General features: G+C 70.9%; 27 protein-coding genes. 12 read left to right on the top strand and 15 right to left on the bottom strand.

From position 1 onward, the window contains the following. Positions 1-2: 2 nt before the first annotated feature. The 14 genes from GNT64_RS15585 to flgB all read right to left on the bottom strand — a co-directional run bounded on the left by GNT64_RS15585 (position 3) and on the right by flgB (position 11402). Positions 3-410, bottom strand: coding sequence for a cupredoxin domain-containing protein (locus tag GNT64_RS15585; RefSeq protein ID WP_197277022.1), 408 nt, complete (start codon positions 408-410; stop codon positions 3-5). Between the two features lie 76 nt (positions 411-486). Beyond that, entirely contained in the window at positions 487-1467 is a 981-nt protein-coding gene (locus tag GNT64_RS15580; protein WP_156680357.1) for a flagellar motor protein MotB, read from the bottom strand. A 4-nt stretch (positions 1468-1471) separates the two neighbouring features. Continuing rightward, positions 1472-2335: a flagellar motor stator protein MotA gene (motA, locus tag GNT64_RS15575; RefSeq protein ID WP_156680356.1), complete on the bottom strand. Its 864-nt coding sequence runs from the start codon at positions 2333-2335 to the stop codon at positions 1472-1474. A 221-nt stretch (positions 2336-2556) separates the two neighbouring features. Beyond that, the gene (locus tag GNT64_RS15570) at positions 2557-3414 is read right to left on the bottom strand and encodes a flagellin (protein ID WP_156680355.1); all 858 of its coding nucleotides are present in this window, start codon (positions 3412-3414) and stop codon (positions 2557-2559) included. A gap of 10 nt (positions 3415-3424) precedes the next feature. Further along, a complete protein-coding gene (flgK, locus tag GNT64_RS15565; protein ID WP_156680354.1) occupies positions 3425-4771 on the bottom strand; it encodes a flagellar hook-associated protein FlgK in 1347 nt (448 codons plus the stop codon). Beyond that, positions 4768-5055, bottom strand: coding sequence for a rod-binding protein (locus tag GNT64_RS15560; protein ID WP_156681685.1), 288 nt, complete (start codon positions 5053-5055; stop codon positions 4768-4770). The genes flgK and GNT64_RS15560 overlap by 4 nt, the downstream gene beginning before the upstream one ends. Positions 5056-5132: 77 nt before the next feature. Next, positions 5133-6236, bottom strand: coding sequence for a flagellar basal body P-ring protein FlgI (locus GNT64_RS15555; protein WP_156680353.1), 1104 nt, complete (start codon positions 6234-6236; stop codon positions 5133-5135). A 50-nt stretch (positions 6237-6286) separates the two neighbouring features. Continuing rightward, a complete protein-coding gene (locus tag GNT64_RS15550) occupies positions 6287-6934 on the bottom strand; it encodes a flagellar basal body L-ring protein FlgH (RefSeq protein ID WP_156681684.1) in 648 nt (215 codons plus the stop codon). A 50-nt stretch (positions 6935-6984) separates the two neighbouring features. Continuing rightward, positions 6985-7773 (bottom strand): flagellar basal-body rod protein FlgG, encoded by a 789-nt coding sequence (gene flgG / locus GNT64_RS15545; protein WP_156680352.1) that lies wholly within the window; start codon positions 7771-7773, stop codon positions 6985-6987. 55 nt (positions 7774-7828) lie between these two features. After that, positions 7829-8575, bottom strand: coding sequence for a flagellar basal-body rod protein FlgF (gene flgF / locus GNT64_RS15540; RefSeq protein ID WP_156680351.1), 747 nt, complete (start codon positions 8573-8575; stop codon positions 7829-7831). Between the two features lie 37 nt (positions 8576-8612). Continuing rightward, a complete protein-coding gene (locus GNT64_RS15535; protein ID WP_156680350.1) occupies positions 8613-9926 on the bottom strand; it encodes a flagellar hook protein FlgE in 1314 nt (437 codons plus the stop codon). A 35-nt stretch (positions 9927-9961) separates the two neighbouring features. Then, complete coding sequence (locus tag GNT64_RS15530) at positions 9962-10639, bottom strand: flagellar hook assembly protein FlgD (RefSeq protein WP_156680349.1); 678 nt, start codon at positions 10637-10639, stop codon at positions 9962-9964. Then, complete coding sequence (gene flgC, locus GNT64_RS15525) at positions 10636-11040, bottom strand: flagellar basal body rod protein FlgC (protein ID WP_231639041.1); 405 nt, start codon at positions 11038-11040, stop codon at positions 10636-10638. The genes GNT64_RS15530 and flgC overlap by 4 nt, the downstream gene beginning before the upstream one ends. Before the next feature lie 5 nt (positions 11041-11045). Further along, entirely contained in the window at positions 11046-11402 is a 357-nt protein-coding gene (gene flgB / locus GNT64_RS15520; protein ID WP_156680348.1) for a flagellar basal body rod protein FlgB, read from the bottom strand. A gap of 201 nt (positions 11403-11603) precedes the next feature. Here flgB and GNT64_RS15515 point away from each other — a divergent pair, with 201 nt between their 5' ends. From GNT64_RS15515 to GNT64_RS15480, 9 genes are all read left to right on the top strand, one after another. Beyond that, complete coding sequence (locus tag GNT64_RS15515) at positions 11604-12296, top strand: motility protein A (protein WP_156680347.1); 693 nt, start codon at positions 11604-11606, stop codon at positions 12294-12296. Continuing rightward, the gene (locus GNT64_RS15510; RefSeq protein ID WP_156680346.1) at positions 12293-12778 is read left to right on the top strand and encodes a flagellar motor protein MotB; all 486 of its coding nucleotides are present in this window, start codon (positions 12293-12295) and stop codon (positions 12776-12778) included. Before GNT64_RS15515 ends, GNT64_RS15510 begins: the two co-directional genes overlap by 4 nt. Before the next feature lie 57 nt (positions 12779-12835). Beyond that, positions 12836-13378: a flagella basal body P-ring formation protein FlgA gene (locus GNT64_RS15505; RefSeq protein ID WP_231639040.1), complete on the top strand. Its 543-nt coding sequence runs from the start codon at positions 12836-12838 to the stop codon at positions 13376-13378. A gap of 63 nt (positions 13379-13441) precedes the next feature. Continuing rightward, entirely contained in the window at positions 13442-13717 is a 276-nt protein-coding gene (gene flgM / locus GNT64_RS15500; RefSeq protein WP_156680345.1) for a flagellar biosynthesis anti-sigma factor FlgM, read from the top strand. Continuing rightward, positions 13714-14037 carry a hypothetical protein gene (locus GNT64_RS15495; RefSeq protein WP_156680344.1) on the top strand — a complete coding sequence of 108 codons (324 nt, stop codon included), beginning with the start codon at positions 13714-13716 and terminating at the stop codon, positions 14035-14037. The genes flgM and GNT64_RS15495 overlap by 4 nt, the downstream gene beginning before the upstream one ends. A gap of 235 nt (positions 14038-14272) precedes the next feature. Then, positions 14273-16306 carry a flagellar biosynthesis protein FlhA gene (gene flhA / locus GNT64_RS21580; RefSeq protein ID WP_422396641.1) on the top strand — a complete coding sequence of 678 codons (2034 nt, stop codon included), beginning with the start codon at positions 14273-14275 and terminating at the stop codon, positions 16304-16306. Continuing rightward, positions 16303-17121 carry a P-loop NTPase gene (locus GNT64_RS21575; protein ID WP_197277020.1) on the top strand — a complete coding sequence of 273 codons (819 nt, stop codon included), beginning with the start codon at positions 16303-16305 and terminating at the stop codon, positions 17119-17121. Before flhA ends, GNT64_RS21575 begins: the two co-directional genes overlap by 4 nt. Beyond that, positions 17108-17839 (top strand): sigma-70 family RNA polymerase sigma factor, encoded by a 732-nt coding sequence (locus GNT64_RS15485; RefSeq protein WP_156680342.1) that lies wholly within the window; start codon positions 17108-17110, stop codon positions 17837-17839. The genes GNT64_RS21575 and GNT64_RS15485 overlap by 14 nt, the downstream gene beginning before the upstream one ends. Before the next feature lie 166 nt (positions 17840-18005). Further along, positions 18006-18332 (top strand): hypothetical protein, encoded by a 327-nt coding sequence (locus GNT64_RS15480; RefSeq protein ID WP_156680341.1) that lies wholly within the window; start codon positions 18006-18008, stop codon positions 18330-18332. A gap of 126 nt (positions 18333-18458) precedes the next feature. Here the strand turns inward: GNT64_RS15480 and GNT64_RS15475 are convergent, their stop codons facing one another. Continuing rightward, the gene (locus GNT64_RS15475) at positions 18459-19370 is read right to left on the bottom strand and encodes a flagellin N-terminal helical domain-containing protein (protein WP_156680340.1); all 912 of its coding nucleotides are present in this window, start codon (positions 19368-19370) and stop codon (positions 18459-18461) included. Positions 19371-19699: 329 nt separating this feature from the next. On the opposite strand from GNT64_RS15475, the gene GNT64_RS15470 reads away from it, so the two are divergent. The 3 genes from GNT64_RS15470 to fliF are packed head-to-tail and all read left to right on the top strand — an operon-like array spanning position 19700 to position 23065. Further along, entirely contained in the window at positions 19700-20980 is a 1281-nt protein-coding gene (locus tag GNT64_RS15470; RefSeq protein WP_156680339.1) for a sigma-54 interaction domain-containing protein, read from the top strand. Between the two features lie 14 nt (positions 20981-20994). Continuing rightward, the gene (fliE, locus tag GNT64_RS15465) at positions 20995-21348 is read left to right on the top strand and encodes a flagellar hook-basal body complex protein FliE (protein WP_156680338.1); all 354 of its coding nucleotides are present in this window, start codon (positions 20995-20997) and stop codon (positions 21346-21348) included. A 1-nt stretch (position 21349) separates the two neighbouring features. Next, positions 21350-23065: a flagellar basal-body MS-ring/collar protein FliF gene (gene fliF, locus GNT64_RS15460; protein WP_156680337.1), complete on the top strand. Its 1716-nt coding sequence runs from the start codon at positions 21350-21352 to the stop codon at positions 23063-23065. Position 23066: the final 1 nt, after the last annotated feature.

Below are 23066 nucleotides of genomic sequence, written 5' to 3'. Positions count from 1 at the left end.
GCCTAACGCACCACGATGCGGCCCTTCATATTCGCGGCCGCGTCCAGCAGGTTGGTGCTGCGGAACGCATATTCCGCATGCGGCGTGTCCGGGGCGACGATGTGCAGCGTGGCGCTCCGGCCGGCCGCCAGATCCACCTTGTCGTCCGTCACCCAGCCCGAGTCGCGCGGCGACACGCGGGCTTCCGTGAAGAAGTGCGGCGCGGAGAAGTTGTGCTTGCGATCCGATCGGTTGTGGATGCGCAGGATGTATTGAGCACCGCGCCGCAGCGTGATCGTCGATGGCGTGAAGCGATCGTTGCTGATGCTGATCTCGATCGGCCTGCCCTTCGTCCAGTTCGGGGCGGGGGGCGCGGCGACGGCGCTGCCGGCGAGCGTCGCGACGGCGGCGAGGGAAAGAGCGAAACGCATCGGGGCGACCTCATGATGAACCATGCGATCGCCCCAACGCCCCGCCGGCGGCGCTGATCCCGTTCTGCCGGGCGGATCAGTGCGCCGGACGGGGCTCCGCGCTTGCCTCCCTGGCGAACGGCGGCACGTCCGCATGCGGGGTCGCCGCCTCGCCGGCACCCTCGCTGGCGCCCGCATCGGGTCCGCTCCACTTCAGCGTGATCGACATGCGGCGGTTGCGGGGATCGTAGATGTCGCCGGGCACGTAAGGCTCGCGATCGGCGACGCCCTCGATCCGGGCGAAGCGGGCGGCGGGCACGCCGGCATCGGCCAGGCCGGCGCGCGTCGCCTCCGCCCGGGCGCTGGAAAGCGACCAGTTGTTGGTCGATCGGCCCGCCGCATAGGGCAGCGCATCGGTGTGGCCGCGCACGATCACGTCGTTGGGCACGGCCGCGATCACCTTGGCCACCTCGCCCATCAGCCGGCGCGCATCCGGCAGCAGGCCGGTGCCGCCCACGCCGAACATCGCGAAATCGGACTGGTCGACCAGATCGATGCGCAGCCCCTCACGCGTGTCGGTGAAGCGCACGTTCTTGAGGAAGCGGGCGAGGCCCTTGTCCTTCCGCATCGCCTCGACGATCTTGGCCTTCACCGCCACGAAGCGGACGCGGTCCTTCTGCTTGGCGCCTTCCGCCTCCTTCTCGCCGCCCGTCGCATCCTTGGGGATGGTGAGGGTCTTGGTGCCGGTCTGCGCCGCCTTGTGGGGGTAATTGTCCTTGGCCATGATCGAATCGCCGCCGAACGGGCCGTTCGAGCCGGCGCTCTTCTGCTTCATCTCGACCAGGGTGGGCGCGAAATAGTCGGCGATGCCCTTGCGCTGCTTCTCGGTGGTGGCGCCCAGGATCCACATCAGCAGGAAGAAGGCCATCATCGCCGTCACGAAATCGGCATAGGCCACCTTCCAGGCGCCGCCATGGTGGCCGCCATGCGCTTCCGCGATGATCTTCTTGACGATGATGGGCCGGGGTTCCGGCTCGTTCTTGCCCCGCTTGGCCGGGGCGGCCGCCTTGCTCGCCATCGGATCAGCGGCCGCGCATGCCGTCGAACACGTCGGCGAAGGCCGGCTGGTTCGAGTGGCTGATGCCGGAGCGGGCGGCCTCGATCACCAGCGGCAGCGGGTGGCCGTTGAGACTGGCGATGATGATCTGCTTGACGACCTGGTAGATCGCCGCGTCGCTCTCGATCACCTGGCGGCAGCGGCCGGCGAACGGGCCGAAGATGCCGTAGGCGAGCAGGATGCCGAGGAAGGTGCCGACCAGCGCCGAGCCGATCATCGCGCCGAGGATGGCGGGCGGCTGGTCGATCGAGCCCATCGTCTTCACCACGCCGAGCACGGCCGCGACGATGCCCAGCGCGGGCAGCGCATCGGCCATGTTCTGCAGCATGTCCGCCGGGCGGATGGCATCGTGGTGGTGGGTCTTCAGCGAATTGTCCATCACGTCCTCCACCGCCATCGGATCGAGCGTGCCCGAGGAGACGACGACGAGCCGCAGCGTATCGGTGATGAGGTGGACGAGCGCGCTGTCCTTCAGCAGCTTCGGATATTCGGCGAACACGGTTGAGGATTTCGGATCCTCGACATGCGCCTCCAGCGCGACGGGGCCATCGGTGCGCAGCATCTTCATCAGCGAGCTGACGAGGAAGATGACGTCGAGGAAGTCCTTCTTCTTGTAGGTCGGCCCCTTGAACACCTTGGCGAAGCCGCCGGCGAACTGCTTGATCTCCTTCATCGAGTTGCCGGCGACGACGGCGCCGATGGCGGCGCCGCCGATGATGAGCATCTCGTGCGGGATGGCGTGCAGCACCGGCTCCAGATCGCCGCCGGTGATGGCGAAGCCGCCGAACACCATGCCGAGCAGCACGACGAGACCGATCGCAGCAAACATCTCAATACCCCCATGAAGGTCCAAGGCGGGGCGGCATCGCCAACTGGCCCGTGGTGGCGCCCCGAACATGGTAACGGCGCGGGGCGGCGGGGTTTATGCTTGCCGGGGAATTAAGGTGAGGGCCGCTGCCACTTTAAGCACCAGGGCGCGTGCGGTCGCCGCGATCGCTGAAGGGCGCGCGGCGTCGGCCGTGCCGCCGTTCGGCGGGGTAAGCGACGGCCTCAGCCCAGAACGTCGAACAGGGTCTGCTTGCTGATGCGGGCGAAGGCGGCCTGGGCGGCTTCCAGGGTCGTCAGCTTGGCTTGGAGGCGGGCGACAGTCGCGGTGATGTCGGTGCCTTCCAGCGCGCCGCGCTCGTCCTCCAGCGTCACCGCCGAATCGGCCAGGCGATCGCGCGCGGTATCGAGCTGGGCGGCGCGGCGGCCCTGATCGGCATGGATATCGGCGACGTGGCTGGTGGCCGCCGCGATGTCCCGCACCGACGTGGCGAGGGCGGCGGTGCGGGCGGCGCCGTCCGGTGCGGCGATGGCATCGGCGGCGGCGGTGAGGATCGAGGCGAGGTCGCGCGTGCCATCGGCGGTGGCGACGTTGCCGAACGCATCCGCGCGGGAGACGGTGGCCGCCACCGATATGCCGCGTCCGATCGGGATCGCGAGCGGCGTATCGTCCGGGAAGATGGGCAGGCCGCGCGAGTCGGTCTGCGCCGAATAGCCGGCCAGATCGCCGACGATGCCGCGCAGTTCGGCCGCGTAGGAGGCGCGATCGTTGGCGCTGGCGCCGGCCGAGCTGCCGGCGAGCACCAGCTCGCGCGCGCGATCGAGGCCGGTGGAAACCAGCTTCAGCGTGGTATCGGCGTTGGTCGCGACGGCGGCGGCGGTGTCCACGTTCGATGCCCAGGCCGTCTCGTTCGCCTGCTTGCGGCGGATGTCGGCGACGCGGGCGGACGCGCTCGGATCGTCGGAGGCGGTGCGGAGGCGCTTCTCGCTGGAAATGTCGCTCTGCGCCCGCGCGATGTCGCTGGCGAGCCTGCTCTGGCGGTTGATCTCCGCGGTGAGGCGGAAGCGGGTGGCGCCGATCATCGAGGCTTCCTCAGAACAGGTTGAGGACGTCTTGCAACGTCTCGCGGGCGATCTGGATCAGCTTGGCCGATCCGGAATAGGCCTGCTGGTAGCGCAGCAGCTCCGCCGCCTCGCGATCCAGATCGACGCCGCCGACCTCGTCGCGCGCGGCGAAGGCGTTGTCGCGGCGGGTGGTGGCGGCGGCAGCCTCCGACTTGGCCGAGGAGACGACGAGTGCGTGGGCGGTGACGATGGCGGCCAGGCGCGTCTCGGCGCCGCCCTCGCGGCTGGCCTGCAGGCTGGCGAGATTGCCGTTGGCGACGCCGTCGGTGGAGGCAGCGGCGATCGCCGAGCCGTTGTCGGTGAGGAGCCGCAGGCCCGCGGCGCCGGCGTCCGCCACCAGCAGGTTCGCGCCGGCGGTGCCTGCGGGGGTGCGGCCGCGCGCCTGGAAATCGTTGACCGACTTCGCGAAATCCTGCGCGATGGCATCGAGATCGGCGCGCCGGCCGGCGGTGGTGGCGGCGACGTCGATCAGCCCGGCCAGGGTGCCGCCGGTCGGCTGCACGGCCTTCAGCTCGCCGCGCAGCGTGAGGCTGAGCGACAGGCGGCCGTCGGTGGCGGTGCGCAGCGAGACCTCGGCGGCGGCGTTGCCGTCGACGAGCGTCACGTCGCTGCTGCCGGCGAGCGTCACCGTGGCCGCGCCGCGCGGACTGAGCGACACGTCGATGCCGACCTTCTTCGAGATGTCGTCGAGCAGCTGGTCGCGCGTGTCCGCCAGGTTGGTGGCCGCAGCCGAGCCGGGCGCCGCCCGCTTCATCGCCTCGTTGACGCGGGCGAGCGACTGGAGGCTGGTGTCGAGCGCGCGCGTCGCCTCGCCGGCTTCGGCGGAGATGCCCTGCGCCGCGCGGGAGAGCGCATCGGCGCTGGTGCGGATCGTCGCCGCCGCCTCGCCGAGTGCGCTCATGAAGCCGCCGCGGGGGGAGGTGCCGCCGGGATCGGCGGACAGTTTCTCGGCGCTGGTGTAGAAGGCGGTCAGCGCCACGCCGGCGCCGGTCTCGCCGTCGTCCAGCGCCGTCTCGATGTTGCTCAGCCAGCGCGTGCGCGTCTCGGCGCTGCCGGCATCGGCCTGGGAGACGCGCGATTCGCTGGCGCGGAAATCGTCCCACGCGCGCACCACCGTCCCCTGCGTGATCCCGCCGGCCGTCGCGCGGTTGATCGACAGCGGATCGGAGCCGAACGACGCGATCGACTGGGTGAGGGTGATCGTGCGGCGCGAATAGCCGTCCGTCTCGGCGTTGGCGACATTGTCGCCGACGACTGACAGGGCCGATCGATAGGCCGAGATGCCGGAGGCGCCGATGCTGAGAAGGTCGGTCATGTGCCCGAGTCTACGGCAGGCGTGGTTACGACTTTACTCCCGTCCGTCGCATTTCCCCCGCGCGTCTTGTCATCATGTGCCTTGTCGTACTGCCGCATCAGCAGTTCGGCGATGCCGAAGCCGCCGGTCTCGGCCATGCTCTCCGCCGTCTTGGCGTCGGCCATGTCGCGGAACTGGCCGGTGGCGCTGGAATCGAACACGCCCTCGGCCAGATCGGCCTGGCGCATCGAACCCATCATCTGGCGTAGGAACACCGCCTCGAACTGCTTGGCGACCTTCTGCATCTGCGCGCGCTCGGCCGGATTGGCGGCCGTGGCGGCGGCTGCGCGCGTAGCGGCGGGCGGCAGGATCGGGCCGGTCGTCACAGGATCACCAGATCGGCCTTCATCGCGCCGGCCTGCTTCAGCGCCTCCAGGATGGCGACCAGATCGGCGGGCGACGCGCCGATGGCGTTCACCGCCTTGACGATGTCGGCCAGGCTGGCGCCCGGGCGGAAGTTGAACATCGGCCGACGCTCCTCCTCCACCGCGATGTTGCTGTTCGGCTCCACGGCGGTGCGGCCGTTGGAGAAGGGGGCGGGCTGAACGATCGTCGGCTTCTCGTCCACCTTCACGGTCAGCTTGCCGTGGGTGACGGCGGCGGGGGCGATGCGGACGGCGCCGTTGATGACGACGGTGCCGGTGCGGGCGTTGACGATCACGCGGGCGGGGGCATCGGCCGGATCGACCGGCAGATTCTCGATCTGCGCCATCAGCAGGGTGCGGTTCTCGGCACCGGCAGGCGCCGTGATGGCGACGGAGACGGCATCGACGACATGGGCGCGGCCGGCGCCCACCGACAGGTTGATCGCGTTCGCCACGCGGCCGACGGTCGTCAGATCCGCCTCGGCGAGGTTGAACAGCAGCGTGGGGGAGGAGGCGAAGCCCGCGTCCACCGCGCGCTCCACCGTGGCGCCGCCGGGGATGCGGCCGGAGGTGGGGATGTTGACGGTGAGCTTCGATCCGTCGGCCGCGTCGATGCCGAGGCCGCCGACCGCGAGGTTGCCCTGCGCCATCGCGTAGATCTGCCCGTCCGCGCCGTTCAGCGGCATCATCACCAGCGTGCCGCCGCGCAGCGACTTGGCCTTGCCGATCGCCGACACGGTGATGTCCAGCTTCTGGCCGGGCTTGGCGAAGGCCGGCAGATCGGCCGTCACCATCACGGCGGCGGCGTTCTTCAGCGCCGGGTTGACGCCGGCCGGCAGGTTCAGCCCGAAGCGGGAGACGGCGCCCTTCATGCCGAGAGTGGCGTAATCGAGGCTGTCGTCGCCCGTACCGGCCAGGCCGATGACGAGGCCGTAGCCGGTCAGCTGGTTGGAGCGCACGCCCTGGAACGTGCCGAGATCCTTGATCCGCTCGGCCGAGGCGGGTGCTGCGAACAGTGATCCGAGCAGGACGGAGGCGAGCAGGGCGACGTGGCGGATCATCGAATATCCTGGCGGAAAGGGGCGGGCGGAGCGGCGGCGGGGCGTCACCCTCAGAACGGGCTGAGGATGGAGAAGAAGTGGCTGAGCCAGCCGGGCTTGGAGGCGCGCGCCACGTCGCCCTTGCCGGCATAGGCGATGCGGGCATCGGCGACGCGGGTGGAGAGCACGCGATTGTCCGGGCTGATGTCGGCGGCGCGGACGATGCCGGAGAGCTGGATGTTCTCGTCGCCGCGGTTGAGCGTCAGCAGCTTCTGCCCGCGCACCAGCATCGTGCCGTTCGGATAGACCGCCTGCACCGTCACGCTGATCTCGCCCGAGAGGTTGTTCGACTGGGCGGCGGCGCCCTTGCCGGCGAAGGTGCTGGTGGCGCCGACGGCCGCGTCGCTGGCGTCGAACAGCGAGAGCGGACCGGTGGTGGGCGGCTTGATGCCGATATTGCCGTTGCGATCGGTGGAGGCGGTGCTGCTCTTGCTCGCCTGGGTGCGCTCGACCAGCAGGATCGTCAGCACGTCGCCGACCGAGGCGGCGCGCTGGCCGCTGGTGAGCGGGGCGTAGCCGTTGACCGCGTGGAAGATCGCGCCGTCGGCGATCACCGGCTGCGCGGGTTCGGCATAGGCCGGCGTGAAGTCCGGCTTCGGCTCGCGCCGGCGCGCCTCGGCCGGCGGCGCGTGGAGCGAGACGGCCACGGCGCCGGCCATCGCGATCGCCACCAGGATGCGCAGGGGATCGGGGTTACGCACCGGCCGCCTCACATCTGCTGGTTGACATATTGCAGCATCTCGTCGGTCGCCTTGATCATCTTCGAGTTGACCTCGTAGGCGCGCTGCGTCTCGATCATGTCGACGAGTTCCTCGACGACGTTGACGTTGGAGCCTTCGAGGCTGCCCTGGCGGATGCTGCCGCGACCATCGAGGCCGGCCTCGCCCACCTGCGGCGCGCCGCTGGCGGCGGTCTCCTTCAGCACGTTGTTGCCGATCGCCTCCAGCCCGATCGGGTTGGCGAAGCGCGCCGTCTCGATCTTGCCGAGCTCGGTCGCCTCGGTCGCGCCGGCGGCGACCGCCGAGACGGTGCCGTCCGCGCCGATCGTCACCTTGGTGGCGCCTTCCGGCACCTGGATCTGCGGGATCAGCGGCTTGCCGTCCGACGTGACGACGGTGCCCTCGGCCGAGAGGGTGAAGTTGCCGGCGCGGGTGTAGCCGGTCGATCCGTCCGGCATCTGCACCTGGAAGAAGCCGTTGCCCTCGATCGCGAGATCGAGCGCGTTGTCGGTCGTCTGCAGCGTGCCCTGCGTGTCGATCCGCTCGGTGGCGGCGATGTGGACGCCCGAGCCGAGCGACAGGCCGGTGGCATATTTGTTGTCGCCGCTGGAGGGCGCGCCCGGCGACTGCATCGCCTGATAGGCGAGCGTCTCGAAGCTCGCGCGATCGCGCTTGAAGCCGGTGGTGTTCACGTTCGCGAGGTTGTTCGCGATCACGCGCATGCGCTCGTTCTGCGCATCGAGGCCGGTGCGGGCGACGTGGAGGGCGGCGTTCGTCATGGTGGCTTCAGCTTTCGCGGTTTGGATGCGGCTATTGCAGCAAGGTGCGTGCCAATCAGTCCGGCAGGCGCATCAGATCGGCCGAGGCGCTGTCGAGATCCTTGGCGGTGGTCAGCAGGCGCACCTGCGTATCCCACGAGCGGCTGGCGTCGATCATGTCGACCAGCGCCTGGCTGGTGTTGACGTTCGAGCCCTCGATGCTGCCCGACGTCACCTTGGCGGAGGGATCGGACGGCAGGGTGCCGCCGCCCTCCACGCGGAACAGGCCGTCCAGCGCCTTGACGATGCGCGATCCGGCCGGCGAGGCGATCTTCAGCCGGTCGACGAGCTGGGGCTCGGCGGCGGGATCGGCGCCCTGCGGCACGATCGAGATGGCGCCATCGTCGGCGATCGTGATCTTGTCATAGGGCGGCAGGGTGATCGGCCCGCTGTCGCCGAGCACGGGGTGGCCGTCGCCGGTGACGAGCAGGCCGCTGTCGGAGACGGAGAGGTCGCCGCGCCGGGTATAGGCTTCCTCGCCGTCGTCGGACTGGACGCCGAGCAGGCCGTCGCCGTGGATCGCGACGTCCAGGTCGCGGCCGGTGGCGGTGACGCTGCCGGCGGTCATGTCGGCGGCGGTGACTTCCTCGGATGCCGGCGCGCGGCTGCCGAAGCCCTCGCCGGTGATCCACAGCGGCCGCACGTTCGCCATCTCGGCGCGGAAGCCCGCGGTGTTGGCGTTGGCGAGGTTGTTCGCCGTCGTCGCCTGCCGTGCCATCGCGCCGCGCATGGCGGAGAGGGCGGTGTGGATCAGCCGGTCCATGCCTTATGTCCTGCCAGTGTCTTGCCGGTCAGCCCGATCAGTTGGTCTGGATGATCGTCTGGGTGAGGGTGTTGGCGGTCTCGATCGCCTTGGCGTTCGCCTGGAAGTTGCGCTGCGCCGCGATCAGCGCGACCAGCTCCTCCGTTATGTCGACGTTCGCCTGCTCCAGCGCGCCCGACTGGATCACGCCGGCGCCGCCGGTGGACGCCTCGCCCACGATCGGGTCGCCGCTGTCGCCGCTCGCGCCCCAGCTCGCGTCGCCCATCTGGCGCAGGCCGGCGGGGTTGGCGAAATTGGCGATCACGACCTTGCCGAGCTTCTGGCTGGTGCCGTTCGAGTAGGTCGCCGAGACGAGCCCGTCGAGGCCGACCGACACGTTGCTGAGCTGGCCCGCCTCATGGCCGTCCTGCGTCAGCGAGGCGACGTTGAAGGTGCCGGCGGTCTGCTTGCTCTCGGCGCCGTAATCCAGCGTGAGCGAGATCGGCGCGCTGGCGCCGGACGGCAGCGCGCCGCCGAAGCTGACCGGGCCGGTCGGCGCGGTCAGCACGCCGTCCGCGCCGAAGGTGAGGGTCAGCGGCTCCGGCGGCACGGTGCCGACGCCGTTGGTCTGGCTGGCGCTCGCCTCGGTGTTGCCGATGAACAGGCGGGCCTCCCACGTGCTGTCGGTGCCGGTATCGCCGGGCGCGGACGTGCGGGTATAGTAGATCGTGGCGGGCTGGGCGGCGCCGCTGGCGTCGTACACCGTCGTCTGCTGCGAGTAATTGTAGCTGTTCGGATCGTAGCGATCGAACGAGTAGCTGTTCGGGCTCTGATAGACTGCGCGGTTGGCCGGCAGGTCGGCCGCGGTCGGCAGCTGGATCTTCAGGTCGAGCTTGGTCGTCGCCTTGGCGTCGCCCGAGGTGAGCGGCACCTGCAGGCTCTGCGTGGCGGCGAGGCCGGTGGCGGTGACGCCGCCGCTGCTGTCCACCGGCAGCACCTGGAGATAGTTGCCGCGCGAATCGGTGACGTAGCGTTCCGCATCCACGCCGAAGGCGCCGTTGCGGGTGTAGCTGATCTCGCCGCCGGTCTGCGCGCCGCTGGTCACGAAGAAGCCCTGGCCGCTGATCGCGAGATCGAGCGCGCGCTCCGACGAGGTGAAGCCGCCCTGGCCGAACTGCTGGTTGATCGATTTCAGCCGCGCACCCTGGCCCGCCACGTTGGAGGACTGGAGCGCCGAGGAGGAGACGAGATCGCCGAAGTCCGCGCGGCTCTTCTTGAAGCCGGTGGAGCTGACGTTGGCGACGTTGTTCGAGATGACGGACAGATCGGTCTGGGCCGCCTTGAGGCCGGAGAGCGAGGTGTAGAAGGACATGGCAACGAACTCCTGGGTGAACGCTGGGGGTGGGGTCAGCCGAGGCGCTGGGCGTCGGCGGGAGCGATGAGGCCGAGGGGGGTGACGAGCCGGGTGGCGCCGCCGGCCGGCGACTGCACGGCCGAGATGCCGGCCCACGTGGAGGTGGTGGCGCGGACCAGGCCATCCTTGCCGGCGGCGGTGACGACCACCTTGAGCGGGCCGGTGGCGGCGACGCTGCCGTCCGCCGCCTTGCCGTCCCACGAGAAGGGAACGCTGCCGGCGGCCTGCGCGCCGAGCGCGATCTCCTTCACCGTGTTGCCGTTGGCGTCGATCAGGCTGACGCCCACGTTGCCGGCGGCCGACGGCAGGCTGACCTCTCCGGCGTAGAAGCCGTCGTTCAGCGGCGTCGCGGTATCGGAGGCGACCAGCGCCGAGCGGCCGATCCAGCTGGCGGCATCGCCCACGCGCGATCCGGCGATGTCGCTGGCGATCGCCTTGAGGCTGGTGTTCATCTCCGAGATGCCGGCGACGGACGAGAATTGCGCCATCTGCGCCACCATCTGGGTGCTGTCGACGGGGGCGAACGGATCCTGCGTCTTCAGCTGGGTGGTCATCAGCTTCAGGAACGCCTGCTGGTCGAGCGTGCTGCTCTTGGCGCTCTTGACGGTGGCCGTGCCGACTGTGGTGGTGCCCGGCAGCGCGAGCGTGGCGGTGTTGTTCGTGACGGTCATTTGCCGAGCCTCAGCGTGTCCAGGGTGAGCGTCTTCGCCGTCTGCAGAACCTGGACGTTGTTCTGGTACTGGCGCGATGTCTCGATCATCTCGACCATCTCCGCGGCGCTATCGACGCTGGCCTCCCAGACGTTGCCGTCCTTGTCGGCCAGCGGATGCGCCGGATCGTGGCGCTTGGTGGGGGCGACCTGGCTGGTATCGATGCGATCGACCTTCACCGTGGCGACGCCCGGCTGATCGGTGACGACGCCGAAGACCGGCTTCATCGCGCGGAAGGCGCCCGCTTCGGTGCCCGAGACGGAGCCGGCATTGGCGAGGTTGGAGGCGGTGGTGTTCAGCCGCACGAGCTGCGCCGACATGGCGCGGCCGGCGATATCGAACACCGACATGGGGCCGGACATGGCGCTTATTCTCCCTTCAGCGCTTGCATGACGGTGTTGATGCGACCTTCGAGGAAGGAGAGGGTGGTGCGGTACTGCACCGCATTCTCCGCGAAGATCGTCTGCTCGGTGGAGAGCTCCACCGTGTTGCCGTCGAGCGAGGGTTCGAGCGGCACGCGATAGCCGAGCGCGTCGCCGGCGGCCTTGTCCACCGTCGAGCCCTGGTTGGCGGCGTCCAGCGCCTTGGCGAAGTCGATGTCGCGCGCCTTGTAGCCGGGCGTCGCCGCGTTCGCGATGTTGGAGGCGAGGAGGGCGAGACGCTGGCTGCGCAGGGCCAGCGCGTTGCCGTGCATCCCGAAGAGTTGATCCGCCACGCCGCTCATGTCTTCGTCCCGTCCGCTAAAGATCGTCGCGCCGCTGCCGTTATCCTGCATGACAGCGCCCGCAGCCTTTTCAGCAAAGGCCGTGCCAAGTGCCGGGATCCGCGGATTTCCGCGGCCCTGGCAGGCGTCGCCGGGGCCAGCCGGCAGACTCTTGCCGGGGGCGGCAAGGAATTGCCGGGTGCCGGCAACGGGGGTTTACGCATGGACGCCATCGGCCAGCTCGCGCACTTCATCGATCCCGTGTCGCTGGCGATCGTCGGCGGCGGATCGCTGCTGGCGGCGATCGCGCGATCCACCCGCGACGACGTCTCCCGCGCGTTCGCCGCGCTCGGCCCCATGCTGCGGGCCGATCCCGATGCCGACGCCCAGGCCGCCGTGCGCGCGGTCAACGCGATCGAGGCGCTGGCCCAGGTGCGCGGCATCGCCTGCGCCGACCGGGTCGAGACGGCCGGCCGATTCCTCAAGCGGGCCGCCTTCCAGCTCTCCGACGCCGCCAGCGCCGATGCCTTCGCGCTGTGGGCCAGGGACGAGCTGGAGGGCCGCCGCCGCCGCCACGATGCCGCCGCCGGTTTCTGGCGGGCGATGGCCGATGCCGGGCCGGCGATGGGCATGATCGGCACCATCGTGGGCCTGATCGGCATGTTCTCCGCGATGGACGATGCCGCGGCGATCGGCCCGGCGATGGCGCTGGCGATGCTGACGACGCTGTACGGCGTGATCCTCTCCGGCGCGATCGCCGGGCCGATCGCCGCGCGGCTGGAGCGGCTGGCCGAGGCGGAGCGCGCGTGGCAGACGCGCGCGCTCGACCGGCTGGAGCGGCTCGCCCGCGCCGAGCTGGCGTCGCCGGCCGCCATCCGCCCGCCGCTGCGGCCCGTGCTGCAGGATGCGGCATGAGCGCCGCCCGCGCGCCGCGCTGGGCGCTGAGCTTCGCCGATCTCTGCCTGCTGCTGCTCGGTTTCTTCGTGATCCTGCACGCGCAGAAGGGCGATCCCCGCCGCGTGGCGCAGGGGATGCGCGCCGCGTTCGGCGACGGCGCCACCGCCGCCGCCGCCGCGCGCACCGACTATAAGGCGACCGCGCTGTTCCAGCCGGGCGAGGCGGTGCTGACGCCCGCCGCCGCCGGCTGGCTGGCGCGGCTGGGGCGCGAGGCGGCGGCGCGGCGATCGGCCGTGCTCATCGTGAGCGACGGCATCGATCCGGCGACCGCGCGGCTGGACGGCTGGGAGCTGGCCGCCGCCCGCGCCGCCGCCGTGGGCCGCGCCGTGCGCGCCGGCGGCGTGAGCGAGCGGCAGCTGACCATCTCCATCCCCGCGATGGGCGGCGATCGCCACGCCGCCGGGCAGACCCTCCGCATCACCGCGACGCCGAACGGCTGAGCGACCACGGTTGGCGCGCTTCTTGCGGGTCACGCGCGAATCTATAGAGGTCCGCCCGTGAAGACGCTTTCCCGACACCTGCCGCTCGCCGCGCTGCTGCTGCTGCCGGCCCCCGCGCTGGCGGCCGGCCTCCAGAATCTCGACGCGCTGGAGCGGAGGCTGGTGATCGCGCTGGGCGCCGACATCGGCCAGCCGGGCGGCCCCACCGTGCCGCTGGACCGGCGGCTGAAACTTGCCGCCTGCCCGTCCGACGTGGCGATCGATCCGCCGGCGCTGGGCGCGGTGGCGCTGCGCTGCGCCGAGATCGGCTGGCGCATCCGCGTGCCGCTGGTGCGCGGCGGAACGGGCGGCAAAATCCTGCCGGCAACCGGCAACGCCGCGCCGCCGCCGTCGCTCGCGCGCGCCGCCCCGGTGATCCGGCGCGGCGATCCCGTCGACCTGATCGCCGGAGAGCCCGGATTTTCCGTGAGCAGCCAGGTGATCGCCGAGCAGGACGGCGCCCCGGGCGACCGCATCCGCGTGCGCGGAGACCCCAGAAAACCGCCGATCATGGCCGAAGTCGTCGATGCCGCGACGGTTCGTCTGCCCGGATTTAAATGATCCTCGATCCTGCCGTTAAAGGCTATGAGCGAATGGGACGCGTGTAGCGCGAAGGATGGAAAGATGATCAACAGCATCGGACCGACGGGGACGGGAAAGGTGGTTTCCACCCAACCGCAGGGGGTTCAGAAGACCGCTGCCGTCGAGCAGAAGCAGCAGCGCCCGGCAGCGACCGAGGTGGCGCCGAACCCGGCCGCCGACATCGCGCGCGCCGGCCCGCCGGTGGATACCGACAAGGTGGCCAAGGTGCGCGCGGCGATCGCCAACGGCAGCTACAATCTCGACATCCAGGCGATCGCCAGCCGGATGATCGACATCGACATACTGCCGCGCGGATGAGCGTGATCGTGCTGGAACGCCTGATCGCGAGCGAGCAGGCCCTGATCTCCGCGCTGGACGGCGACGAGGCCGCCGCGATCGAGCAGTCGCTGATCGGCTTCGCCGACGCCATCGACGGCCTGAAGGGTGTCGCCGGCTGGCGCGACACGCCCGACGTGGTGATCCGCGTGACGCACGCGCTGCAACTGGCCGAGGCCGCGCGCATCCGCACCGTCTATCTGGCGGATCGCACGCGGCGGCAGATCGAGCGGCTGACCGCCATCGGTGGCAATGCCCGCGGCGCCCACGCCTATGGCCGCAACGGCCTGATGGTCGCCTGATCGCGCGGACGCGGTAAAAGGCGGCACGTGGCGCCACGGCGGCGTCGAGATCGCTAGCGGAACTGGCACGCCGATTGCTTTGAACCCTCCCGTCCAACAGGGAGGTGTCATGTTTCCGACGGCCGGCGATCGTCTCCACCCCCAGGCGGGAGCCTGAGCGGTGGCCACGCCTGCGATCAACCGGAAGCTGTGGCTGAGCGCGGGTCGCGGGGCGATCCTGCCGCTCGCCACGCTGATGCTCGTCGGCCTCATGGTCGTGCCGGTGCCGTCGCTGGTGCTGGACATCGGCTTCATCCTGAACATCATGATCTCGCTGGCCGTGCTGATGGTGGCGCTGAACGCCACCAAGCCGCTCGATTTCTCCGCCTTCCCCACCGTGCTGCTGTTCGCCACGCTGCTGCGCCTGTCGCTCAACGTCGCCTCCACCCGGGTCGTGCTGGTGGACGGGCATGAGGGGCCGGAGGCCGCCGGCCATGTGATCGAGGCGTTCGGCCACTTCCTGATTGGCGGCGACTATGCGGTCGGCATCTTCGTGTTCGCGATCATCATGGTCATAAACCTCGTCGTCATCACCAAGGGTGCGGGCCGCGTTTCGGAAGTGTCGGCGCGCTTCACGCTGGATGCGATGCCCGGCAAGCAGATGGCGATCGACGCCGATCTGAACGCCGGCCTGATGACCCCGGAGGACGCCAAGCAGCGCCGCCAGGAGGTGGCCACCGAAGCCGATTTCTACGGATCGATGGACGGCGCCTCCAAGTTCGTGAAGGGCGATGCCGTCGCCGGCGTGCTGATCCTGGTCATCAACGTGCTGGGCGGCCTGATCCTCGGCGTGGTCAGCCACGGTCTGTCGATGGCGGACGCCGCCTCCACCTACATCCAGCTGGCGATCGGCGACGCCCTGGTGGCGCAGGTGCCCGCGCTGGTGCTCTCGATCGCCGCCGCCGCGATCGTCACCCGCGTCTCCTCGCCGCTCGACCTGTCGGGCCAGATCACCAGCCAGTTCGCCTCCGCCCGGGCGTGGACGCCGGTGGCGGCGATCCTGGGCTTCCTGGGCCTGCTGCCGGGCATGCCGCACCTCATCATCCTGCCCGCCGCCGGCGTCGCCGGCCTGCTCGCCTGGAAGCTGCGCGCCGTGGCCGTCGTGGCCGAGCCGGTCGCCGTCGAGGACAAGACGGCGGCGCCATCCTCCGCGATCGGCTGGGACGAGGTGTCCGACGGCGCCGCGATCGGGCTGGAGCTGGGCTACGGCCTGATCGGCATGGTGGACGAGCGCAAGGGCGCGCCGCTGATGGCGCGGATCACCGGCATCCGCCGCCAGCTCAGCCGCGAGCTGGGCTTCGTCGTGCCGATGGTGCGGGTGCGCGACAATCTCGCGCTCGGCGCCAACACCTACCGCATCACCGTGTCCGGCGTCGTGATGGCCGAGGACGAGGCGTGGCCGGAGAGCCTGCTCGCGCTCGACAGCGGCGCGCTGGAGGGCACGGTGGAGGGCCGCGCCGTGCGCGATCCGAGCTTCGGGCTGGAGGCGGTGTGGATCGATCCGGCCAGGCGCACCGAGGCGGTGATCGCCGGCTACACCGTCGTCGATCCGCCGACCGTGATCGCGACGCAGCTGAACCAGATCATCGCCGCCGCCGCCGCCGACCTGTTCGGCATGGACGAGGCGCAGAAGCTGCTCGACGCGCTGAAGGAGAGCGCGCCGCAGCTGGTCGCCGGCCTCACGCCCGCGCCGCTGAGCCTGGCGCACATCGCCGGCCTGTGCCGCGCGCTGCTGGCCGAGCGGGTGCCGCTGAAGGACTTCCGCCGCATCGCCGAGGCGATGGTGGAGGCCGCGCGCGAGAGCGCCGATCCGGTGCAGCTGGTGGAGGCGGTGCGCGTGCGCATCGGCGCGATCATCGTGCAGAGCCTGGTGCCGGTGAAGATGCCGCTGCCCGTGATCACGCTGGATGCGGGGCTGGAGGCGATGCTGGCGCAGGCCGTGCGCGCCGGGCCGAACGCGACCCATCCGTTCGAGCCGGCGCTTGCCAACCGCATCGTCGCCGCCGTAACCAGCGCGGCCGAGCCGCTGGTGGGCGCCGCGCAGGCGTTCGGCATCGTCACCTCGCCGCTGGCCCGCCGGCCGCTCGCCCGCCTGCTGCGGCCACATCTGCCGGAAGCGCCGGTGCTCTCCTTCCTGGAGATACCGGACGGCAAGCCGGTCGAGGTGGTCGCCGTCGTCGGTGGCGCCGGCGCGGCGCAGGTGACGCACCGGGCGGAGATGACCTCGTGACCGGGGCGGAGCGCAAGGCGCGCGTGCTGGTGACGGCCAGCGGCAAGGGCGGCGTCGGCAAGACGGCCGTCGCGGTGAACCTGGCGGTGGCGCTGGCGCGCGCCGGCCGGCGGACGATGCTGGTCGACTGCGACTTCGGCCTGGCCGACGCCGCGATCATGTTCGGCGTGAACGCGCCGACGACGATCGAGGACGTGATGAACGCGCGCGTGCCGCTGGACGCGGCGATCACGCCGACCGAGGACGGCGTGCTGCTGGTGCCGGGCGCGAGCGGATCGACCACCGCCGCCGATCTCGCCAAGCCCGATCGCCGCCGGCTGGCGGAGGGCTTCCGCCGCCACGCGGACGTGCTCGACTATCTGATCGTCGATCCGCCGGCCGGCATCCAGCCGCAGACGATGCGGCTGCTCGCCATGTCCGATCGCATCCTGCTGGTGCTGACGGGCGAGCCGACCGCCTTCATGAACGCCTATGCGACGGTGAAGCTGCTGGCGCTGGACCATGGCTGCACGCGGATATCGGTGATCGCCAACATGGTGGACAGCGAGGTTTCCGGACGCGACCTGTTCGGCCGCTTCCACGACGTGGCGTCGCGCTTCCTGCCGTCCGAGCTCGACTATCTGGGCTCGCTGCCGCGCGACGAGCATATGCGCATGGCGATCATGCGCAAGCGGCCCTGCCTTGCCGCCTATCCGGAATCCCGTGCGTCGGCCGCCGTGCTGCGGCTGGCCCACGCGTTTGAGACCATCGACATGCCGCCGTGCCCCGGCGGTTCCCGCTTCTTCGGACTGGAGCATAGCAATGGGGTTGACTGACGCTCAGGAGGCACCCGCCACCTACAAGCGCCGGCCCGACAGGACGTCGCCGGCGGATCTCGCCCGCGCCCACATGCCGCTGGTGCGGCGCATCGCGTGGCACGTGCACGGCCGCGTCTCCACCGCCCTCGATATCGAGGATCTGGTGCAGATCGGCATGGTGGCGCTGGTGGAGGCGGCCGGCGGCTACGAGGATCGCGGCCACGCCTTCGCCACCTACGCCTCGATGCGGATCCGCGGCGCGATGATCGATCACCTGCGCCGCCACGCGACGATCTGCCGATCGGCGATGGGCAAGCGCAAGGCGATGAACGCCGCCCGCGCCAAGCTGGAGAACAGCCTGGGCCGCGCCGCGAGCGAGAGCGAGATGGCAAAGGCCATGGGGCTGGAGCCGGCCGCCTATCGCGAGCTGGTCGACACCACCGAGAGCGTCCACCACGATTCGCTCGACGAGGTCTATTCCGACCAGTCGATGTGGTTCGCCGACGTGGAGGAGCGGGTGGACGTGAGCATCGAGCGGGGCGAGCTGAGCGCCGCCCTGGCCGAGCGCATCGGCGACCTGCCGGAGCGCGAGAAGATGGTGCTCCAGCTCTACTTCGTCGAGGAGATGAACCTGGAGGAGATCGGCCAGACGCTGGGTGTCGGCGCGGCGCGCGTCTGCCAGATCAAGAAGGCTGCGCTGGACAAGCTGCGCCTTTCTCTAAAGGAGTGGCGCTGAGCGCCGGCTCCGGCCCGCGCCAACCCCGCGTCGCTGACCGGATAGACACGGTAAGCGCCAACACCGCGCGTCCACGCCAGCCGCGAACCCACGCCCGCTCGTGCGCATTTGCGCGCGGGCGGATCGACGCTATGGCATGCCCGCAGGACGGCGGACGAGGCGGCGGATGGACATGGAGCGGATCGAGGCGCGGTGCCGGATCGGCAACTGGCTGACGATCGCGACGGGGTTCCTCGCCCTGTCGTCGCCGCTGGTGCTGATGGGCGAGGCGATCGTGTGGCTCGCGCGCCGCCGCTGGCCGACCCTGGCGAGCGTGAGCGAGTGGCGGCCGGCGACGCTGTGGTTGCGGCCGATCGCCTATCTGCCGCTGTCGCTTATCGTGCTGGCGGTGGGCGCGACGTCCTTCACGGCGGCGCTCACCTACTGGCGGCGGCAGGAGCGGCTGCTGCGCCGGCGGCGCGGCGAGCAGAGCGTGCTGCGGCGCCTTATATAGAGCCGGTACTATAGAGTCAGTCGCCGCCGCGCCGCGCGCCGCATCGGCAACGAGGCGAGCCCCCGGCGCGGGGGTGGTGCGCCGGGGGCTCTCATGCCCCGCTATGGGAGGACCAGTCCCGTTCGGTTAGCGGAGCAAGCTCAGGACACCCTGCTGGCTCTGATTGGCCTGGGCCAGCATGGCGGTGGCCGCCTGGCTGAGGATCTGCGACTTGGCGAGCGCGGTCGTCTCGACCGAGAAGTCGGCATCCTCGATGCGCGAGCGGGCGTCGGTCAGGTTCGTCGAGGTGGAGGTCAGGTTGTCGACCGTCGCGTCGAGGCGGTTCTGCACGGCGCCCAGGTTCGCGCGGCCGGCCGTCACCTGCGTCAGCGCGCGATCGATCACGGCGAGCGCGGCGGTGGAGTTGGCGGCGGTCGAGAGATCGAGGTCGCTCACGCGGGTCGGCGCGGTGGCGGAGCCGGCGTTCACCGTCGCCGCGGTGGCGGCCGGATCGGCGCCCAGATCGGCGGCCTTCAGCGAGATCACCGAGAAGGAGACCGTCTCGCTCGCCTTCACGCCCGTCTGCAGCGTGAACGACTTGGCGGCGGTGGTGCCGTTGGTGTTGGCGGTCGCGGTGGAGTCGCCGGCGACGATCGAGATGTTGTTGAAGGTGCTGCGGGTCGCGATGTTGCCGATCTGGTCCTTCAACTGCGCCACCTCGATCTGCAGGTTCGAGCGGTCGCTGTCGGAGATGGTGCCGTTGGCCGACTGCACGCCAAGCTCGCGCATCCGCTGCAGGATGTTGGTCACGTCGCCCATCGCGCTCTCCGCCGTCTGCGCCAGCGAGATGCCGTCGTTCGCGTTGCGGATGGCGACGGTCAGGCCGCGGATGTCGGAGGTCATGCGCGTCGCCACGGCGAGGCCGGCGGCGTCGTCCTTGGCGGAGTTGATGCGCTTGCCCGACGACAGGCGCTCCATCGCCTGGCTCATGTCCATGCTGGCGTTGCGCGAGGCGTTCTGCGCGCGGAGAGCGGCGGAGTTGGTGTTGATGACGGTCACTGGTCTTTCCTTCCCGCTGGAAAAATGAGGGCCAGCGGGTTCGGTCCGCAGCAGCCACGATCCAGGTAACGGCGACGGCGGCCGAAGCTTAAACCGGATTTTCGCGGCCATTTCCGACGCGTCGGTTTGCCGACGATCCCCTGTCGGATTCTTGACGCGCGCGTTGCGCACGGGTGCCACGCGGGCTCGCGCGCGCGTAGCGCATGCGCGGCGTTAACTGCTTGATAAGCTTTGCCCGCGGAAATCCGCCACTGCCTTTTCCTGGCACGCCCCTTGCGGATTTACGCCCAACCAGCGGTTTTCGGACCGCGAGACAATGGGGTACGCACATGACGACGATCGCGATCTCGCACATTGCCGCCGCCAGCGATCCGGCGCTCGCCGCGTGGCTGGCCGGCATCGGCCTGCGCTGCGCCGTGATCGCCGGCGACGCCGCCCGCGAGCGGGGCGACGTCCGCGTGCTGCATGCCTCCGAGATCGCCTGCGCCACCCACCGCGACGTGCTGATCGACCTGCGCGACGGCGCGCCGACGATCGCCCGCGCCGCCGACGGCCAGCCGGCGCGGATCGCCTTCGGCCTCGCCGACATGGCGTTCGGCCACGCGCTGATCGCGGAGCTGGTGCGCCCGGCCGATCGCCCGGCCTGCGGCGAGCCGGACAGCGCCCGCTTCCTGTCGCTCGCCGCCAAGATCGCCGGCAGCGACGCGACCGCGCTGGTGCTGGGCGAGACCGGCACCGGCAAGGAGGGCGTCGCCCGCTTCATCCACGCGACGAGTCCGCGGCGGGACAAGCCGTTCGTCGCGGTGAACTGCGCCGCGCTGCCCGAGACGATGCTGGAGGCGATGCTGTTCGGCCACCAGAAGGGCAGCTTCACCGGCGCCGCCGGCGCGAGCGAGGGCCTGTTCCGCGCCGCCGAGGGCGGCAGCCTGCTGCTCGACGAGGTGGCCGAGCTGCCGCTGGCGCTGCAGGCCAAGCTGCTGCGCGCGCTGCAGGAGCGGGAGGTGCTGCCGGTGGGCGCGACCAGGCCGATCCCGGTGAACGTGCGCGTGATCGCCGCCGGCAACCGCGACCTGGCGGTGGAGGTGGCCGAGGGCCGCTTCCGCGCCGATCTCTACTGGCGGCTCAACGTGATGCCGCTGACCTTGCGCCCGCTGGGCGCGCGGCGGCTGGACATCCGCGCGATCACCGCCGCCCTGATCCTGCGCCACACCGCCAACGGCGAGGCGGTGGCCTGGCCGACGGCGGAGGCGCTGGAGGTGCTGATGGCGCATCGCTGGCCGGGCAACGTGCGCGAGCTGGAGAATGTGCTCCAGCGCGCGCTGCTGCTGCGCGAGGGCGACCGTATCGAGGCTGGCGACCTGACGATCGACACGGCCGAGCCGGTCGCGCCGACGGTGGCCATGGCGATGGTGGCGGCCGCGCAGCCGGTGGCCAACGATACCGCGCCGCCGGCGACCCGCCTCTCCGACATCGCCAAATCGATGCAGGCGCGCGCGATCGAGGACGCGCTGGCCGCGACCGGCGGCCATCGCCTGCGCGCCGCCGAGCGGCTGGGCATCAGCGAGCGCACCCTGCGCTACCGCCTGGCCGACATGCGCGCCGCCGCCTGACCGGATAGCACCGCATGAACACGATCAATCCTTCCAGCCTGCTGGCGATGCGCAACGCCATCCTCCAGCAGAACAGCGCGCTGCAGAAGGCGGCCGGCTCCGCCATCGCCGCTCCCGTCGCCGCGCCGACCCCGGCGGACGCGCCGAAGGCCGACTTCACCCAGGCGCTGCGCGGCGCCTTGAGCGAGGTGAACGCGCTGCAATCGCAGGCGGGCGCCGCGTCCGAGGCGTACGAGAAGGGCGAGACGACGGACATCGCCGCCGTGATGCTCTCGCGCGAGCAGGCCTCGGTCGGCTTCCAGGCGACGCTTCAGGTGAGGAACAAGCTCTTGTCTGCGTACAAGGATATCATGAGCATGCCGGTCTGACATGGCGGACCTGATCGCCACCGCCGACGCCGCCGCCCCCGGCCGCGCGCTGATCCCCAGCCCCGCCTCCGGCGGCGCGGGCGCCATCCTCAGCCGGGTGCGGGCGTTCACCGCCCAGCCGGCCGTCGCCAAAAGCCTGCCGATGGTGGGGCTGATCGCCCTGCTGGGCGTGGCCGCGCTCGCCTGGTTCCTGTTCAGCCAGCCGCCGCAGCGCGATCTGTTCCGCGGCCTCGCCGATGCCGACAAGGCGGCGGTGGCGGAATCGCTGACCGGCGCGGGCATCAAGTACACGATCGATCGCGCCACCGGCACGCTGACGGTGGCCGACGACGATTTCTACCGGGCCAAAATGATGCTGGCCCAGGCCGGCCTGCCCAAGAGCGCGCCGGACGGCGATGCGATGATCTCCTCCCTGCCGCTCGGCGCCTCGCGCGCGGTGGAGGGCGAGCGGCTGCGCGGCGCGCGCGAGATGGACCTCGCCCGCACGATCGAGCAGATCGACGCCGTCCAGAAGGCGCGCGTCCACCTGGCGATGGAGCAGCCGAGCGTGTTCCTGCGCGATCGATCGCAGCCGGCGGCATCGGTGATGCTGACCCTGATGGGCGGCCGATCTCTGAGCGACGCACAGGTGGCGGCGATGCAGCACCTCGTCGCATCCTCCGTGCCTGGCCTGGCGCCCGACGCCGTCTCGATCGTCGACCAGACCGGGCAGCTGCTGTCGCGCGATGGCGGCGATCCGGCGAGCGACGCCAGCGAGCGCCAGATCGCGATCCAGGCGAAGATGGAGGCGCGCTACCAGGAGGGCCTGCGCAAGCTGCTGACGCCGCTGCTGGGCGAGGGCAACTTCACCGCAGAAGTGCATGCCGACCTGGATTTCGCCGAGGTGCAGGCCACGCGCGAGAGCTATCCGAAGGACGCCACGGCGGTGCGCGCCGAGACCGGCGGCTGGACCAAGACCGGCGGTCCGGACGGCCCCGGCGCGGTCGGTGGCATCCCCGGCGCGCTGAGCAACCAGGCGCCGCCGGCGGCCCAGGTGGCCGCCGCGCCGAACGGCACGACGACCCCCACCGCGCCGGGCGCGCCCGCCGCCACCGGCGAGGCGGCGAAGACGACCGAGCAGTATAACCGCACCTTCGAGCTGGGCCGCGAGGTGTCCGTCACCAAGAACCCGGTCGGCACCGTGCGTCGCCTGTCGGTGGCGGTGGCGCTGAAGGATCCCGCCAAGGGCAAGCGCACGCCGGCCGAGCTGGCGCAGCTGGAGGCGCTGATCAAGGGCGCCGTGGGCTTTGACCAGCAGCGCGGCGACGTGGTGGCGCTCTCCGCCCGCAAGTTCGCCGACGTGGCGCCGGAGGACGCCGGCAAATGGTGGGACAAGCCGTGGGTCGGCCTGCTGGCGCGCAACCTCTCCGCCCTGCTGATCGCCGCGCTGCTGGTGTTCGGCATCGGCCGGCCGCTGCTGAAGCGCCGCGCCGCCGCCGCTACCGCCCGGGTGGAGGCCGCCGCAGAGGCTCGCGCCGCGATCGGCAAGGACATGGCGAGCGCCATCACCGATCAGGCCCGCGAGGGCGGCGCCGTGACCCTGGAGATGATCGAGGCGGCGCCCGGCTACACCGCCCGCGCCGAGCTGATCCGCAACTTCGTGCGACAGGATCCGGCCCGCGCCGCCCTGGTCGTGCGTGACCTGATCCGCGCGGACGCGCGCCAAGGAGACGCCTGAC

The sequence above is a fragment of the Sphingomonas profundi genome (assembly GCF_009739515.1).
Taxonomy (GTDB): Bacteria; Pseudomonadota; Alphaproteobacteria; order Sphingomonadales; family Sphingomonadaceae; genus Alterirhizorhabdus; species Alterirhizorhabdus profundi.
The sequence above is the reverse complement of the archived record's forward strand: the minus strand, read 5'-3'. Positions and strand labels throughout refer to the sequence as shown.

What these genes read in the sequence shown, in the direction of transcription:
- GNT64_RS15550 (WP_156681684.1), bottom strand. Translation starts at nt 6,934, where the DNA reads ATGGCCGGCGCCGTGGCCGTCTCGCTCCACGCGCCGCCGGCCGAGGCG.
- GNT64_RS15530 (WP_156680349.1), bottom strand. Translation starts at nt 10,639, where the DNA reads ATGACCGTCACGAACAACACCGCCACGCTCGCGCTGCCGGGCACCACC.
- flgG (WP_156680352.1), bottom strand. Translation starts at nt 7,773, where the DNA reads ATGACGAACGCCGCCCTCCACGTCGCCCGCACCGGCCTCGATGCGCAG.
- GNT64_RS15535 (WP_156680350.1), bottom strand. Translation starts at nt 9,926, where the DNA reads ATGTCCTTCTACACCTCGCTCTCCGGCCTCAAGGCGGCCCAGACCGAT.
- GNT64_RS15555 (WP_156680353.1), bottom strand. Translation starts at nt 6,236, where the DNA reads ATGATCCGCCACGTCGCCCTGCTCGCCTCCGTCCTGCTCGGATCACTG.
- GNT64_RS15510 (WP_156680346.1), top strand. Translation starts at nt 12,293, where the DNA reads ATGAGCGCCGCCCGCGCGCCGCGCTGGGCGCTGAGCTTCGCCGATCTC.
- motA (WP_156680356.1), bottom strand. Translation starts at nt 2,335, where the DNA reads ATGTTTGCTGCGATCGGTCTCGTCGTGCTGCTCGGCATGGTGTTCGGC.
- flgF (WP_156680351.1), bottom strand. Translation starts at nt 8,575, where the DNA reads ATGGACCGGCTGATCCACACCGCCCTCTCCGCCATGCGCGGCGCGATG.
- GNT64_RS15585 (WP_197277022.1), bottom strand. Translation starts at nt 410, where the DNA reads ATGCGTTTCGCTCTTTCCCTCGCCGCCGTCGCGACGCTCGCCGGCAGC.
- GNT64_RS15570 (WP_156680355.1), bottom strand. Translation starts at nt 3,414, where the DNA reads ATGATCGGCGCCACCCGCTTCCGCCTCACCGCGGAGATCAACCGCCAG.
- GNT64_RS15560 (WP_156681685.1), bottom strand. Translation starts at nt 5,055, where the DNA reads ATGCAGAAGGTCGCCAAGCAGTTCGAGGCGGTGTTCCTACGCCAGATG.
- GNT64_RS15580 (WP_156680357.1), bottom strand. Translation starts at nt 1,467, where the DNA reads ATGGCGAGCAAGGCGGCCGCCCCGGCCAAGCGGGGCAAGAACGAGCCG.
- GNT64_RS15495 (WP_156680344.1), top strand. Translation starts at nt 13,714, where the DNA reads ATGAGCGTGATCGTGCTGGAACGCCTGATCGCGAGCGAGCAGGCCCTG.
- fliF (WP_156680337.1), top strand. Translation starts at nt 21,350, where the DNA reads ATGGCGGACCTGATCGCCACCGCCGACGCCGCCGCCCCCGGCCGCGCG.
- fliE (WP_156680338.1), top strand. Translation starts at nt 20,995, where the DNA reads ATGAACACGATCAATCCTTCCAGCCTGCTGGCGATGCGCAACGCCATC.
- flhA (WP_422396641.1), top strand. Translation starts at nt 14,273, where the DNA reads ATGCTCGTCGGCCTCATGGTCGTGCCGGTGCCGTCGCTGGTGCTGGAC.
- flgC (WP_231639041.1), bottom strand. Translation starts at nt 11,040, where the DNA reads ATGTCCGGCCCCATGTCGGTGTTCGATATCGCCGGCCGCGCCATGTCG.
- flgM (WP_156680345.1), top strand. Translation starts at nt 13,442, where the DNA reads ATGATCAACAGCATCGGACCGACGGGGACGGGAAAGGTGGTTTCCACC.
- flgK (WP_156680354.1), bottom strand. Translation starts at nt 4,771, where the DNA reads ATGACCGACCTTCTCAGCATCGGCGCCTCCGGCATCTCGGCCTATCGA.
- GNT64_RS15515 (WP_156680347.1), top strand. Translation starts at nt 11,604, where the DNA reads ATGGACGCCATCGGCCAGCTCGCGCACTTCATCGATCCCGTGTCGCTG.
- GNT64_RS15485 (WP_156680342.1), top strand. Translation starts at nt 17,108, where the DNA reads ATGGGGTTGACTGACGCTCAGGAGGCACCCGCCACCTACAAGCGCCGG.
- GNT64_RS15480 (WP_156680341.1), top strand. Translation starts at nt 18,006, where the DNA reads ATGGACATGGAGCGGATCGAGGCGCGGTGCCGGATCGGCAACTGGCTG.
- GNT64_RS15470 (WP_156680339.1), top strand. Translation starts at nt 19,700, where the DNA reads ATGACGACGATCGCGATCTCGCACATTGCCGCCGCCAGCGATCCGGCG.
- flgB (WP_156680348.1), bottom strand. Translation starts at nt 11,402, where the DNA reads ATGAGCGGCGTGGCGGATCAACTCTTCGGGATGCACGGCAACGCGCTG.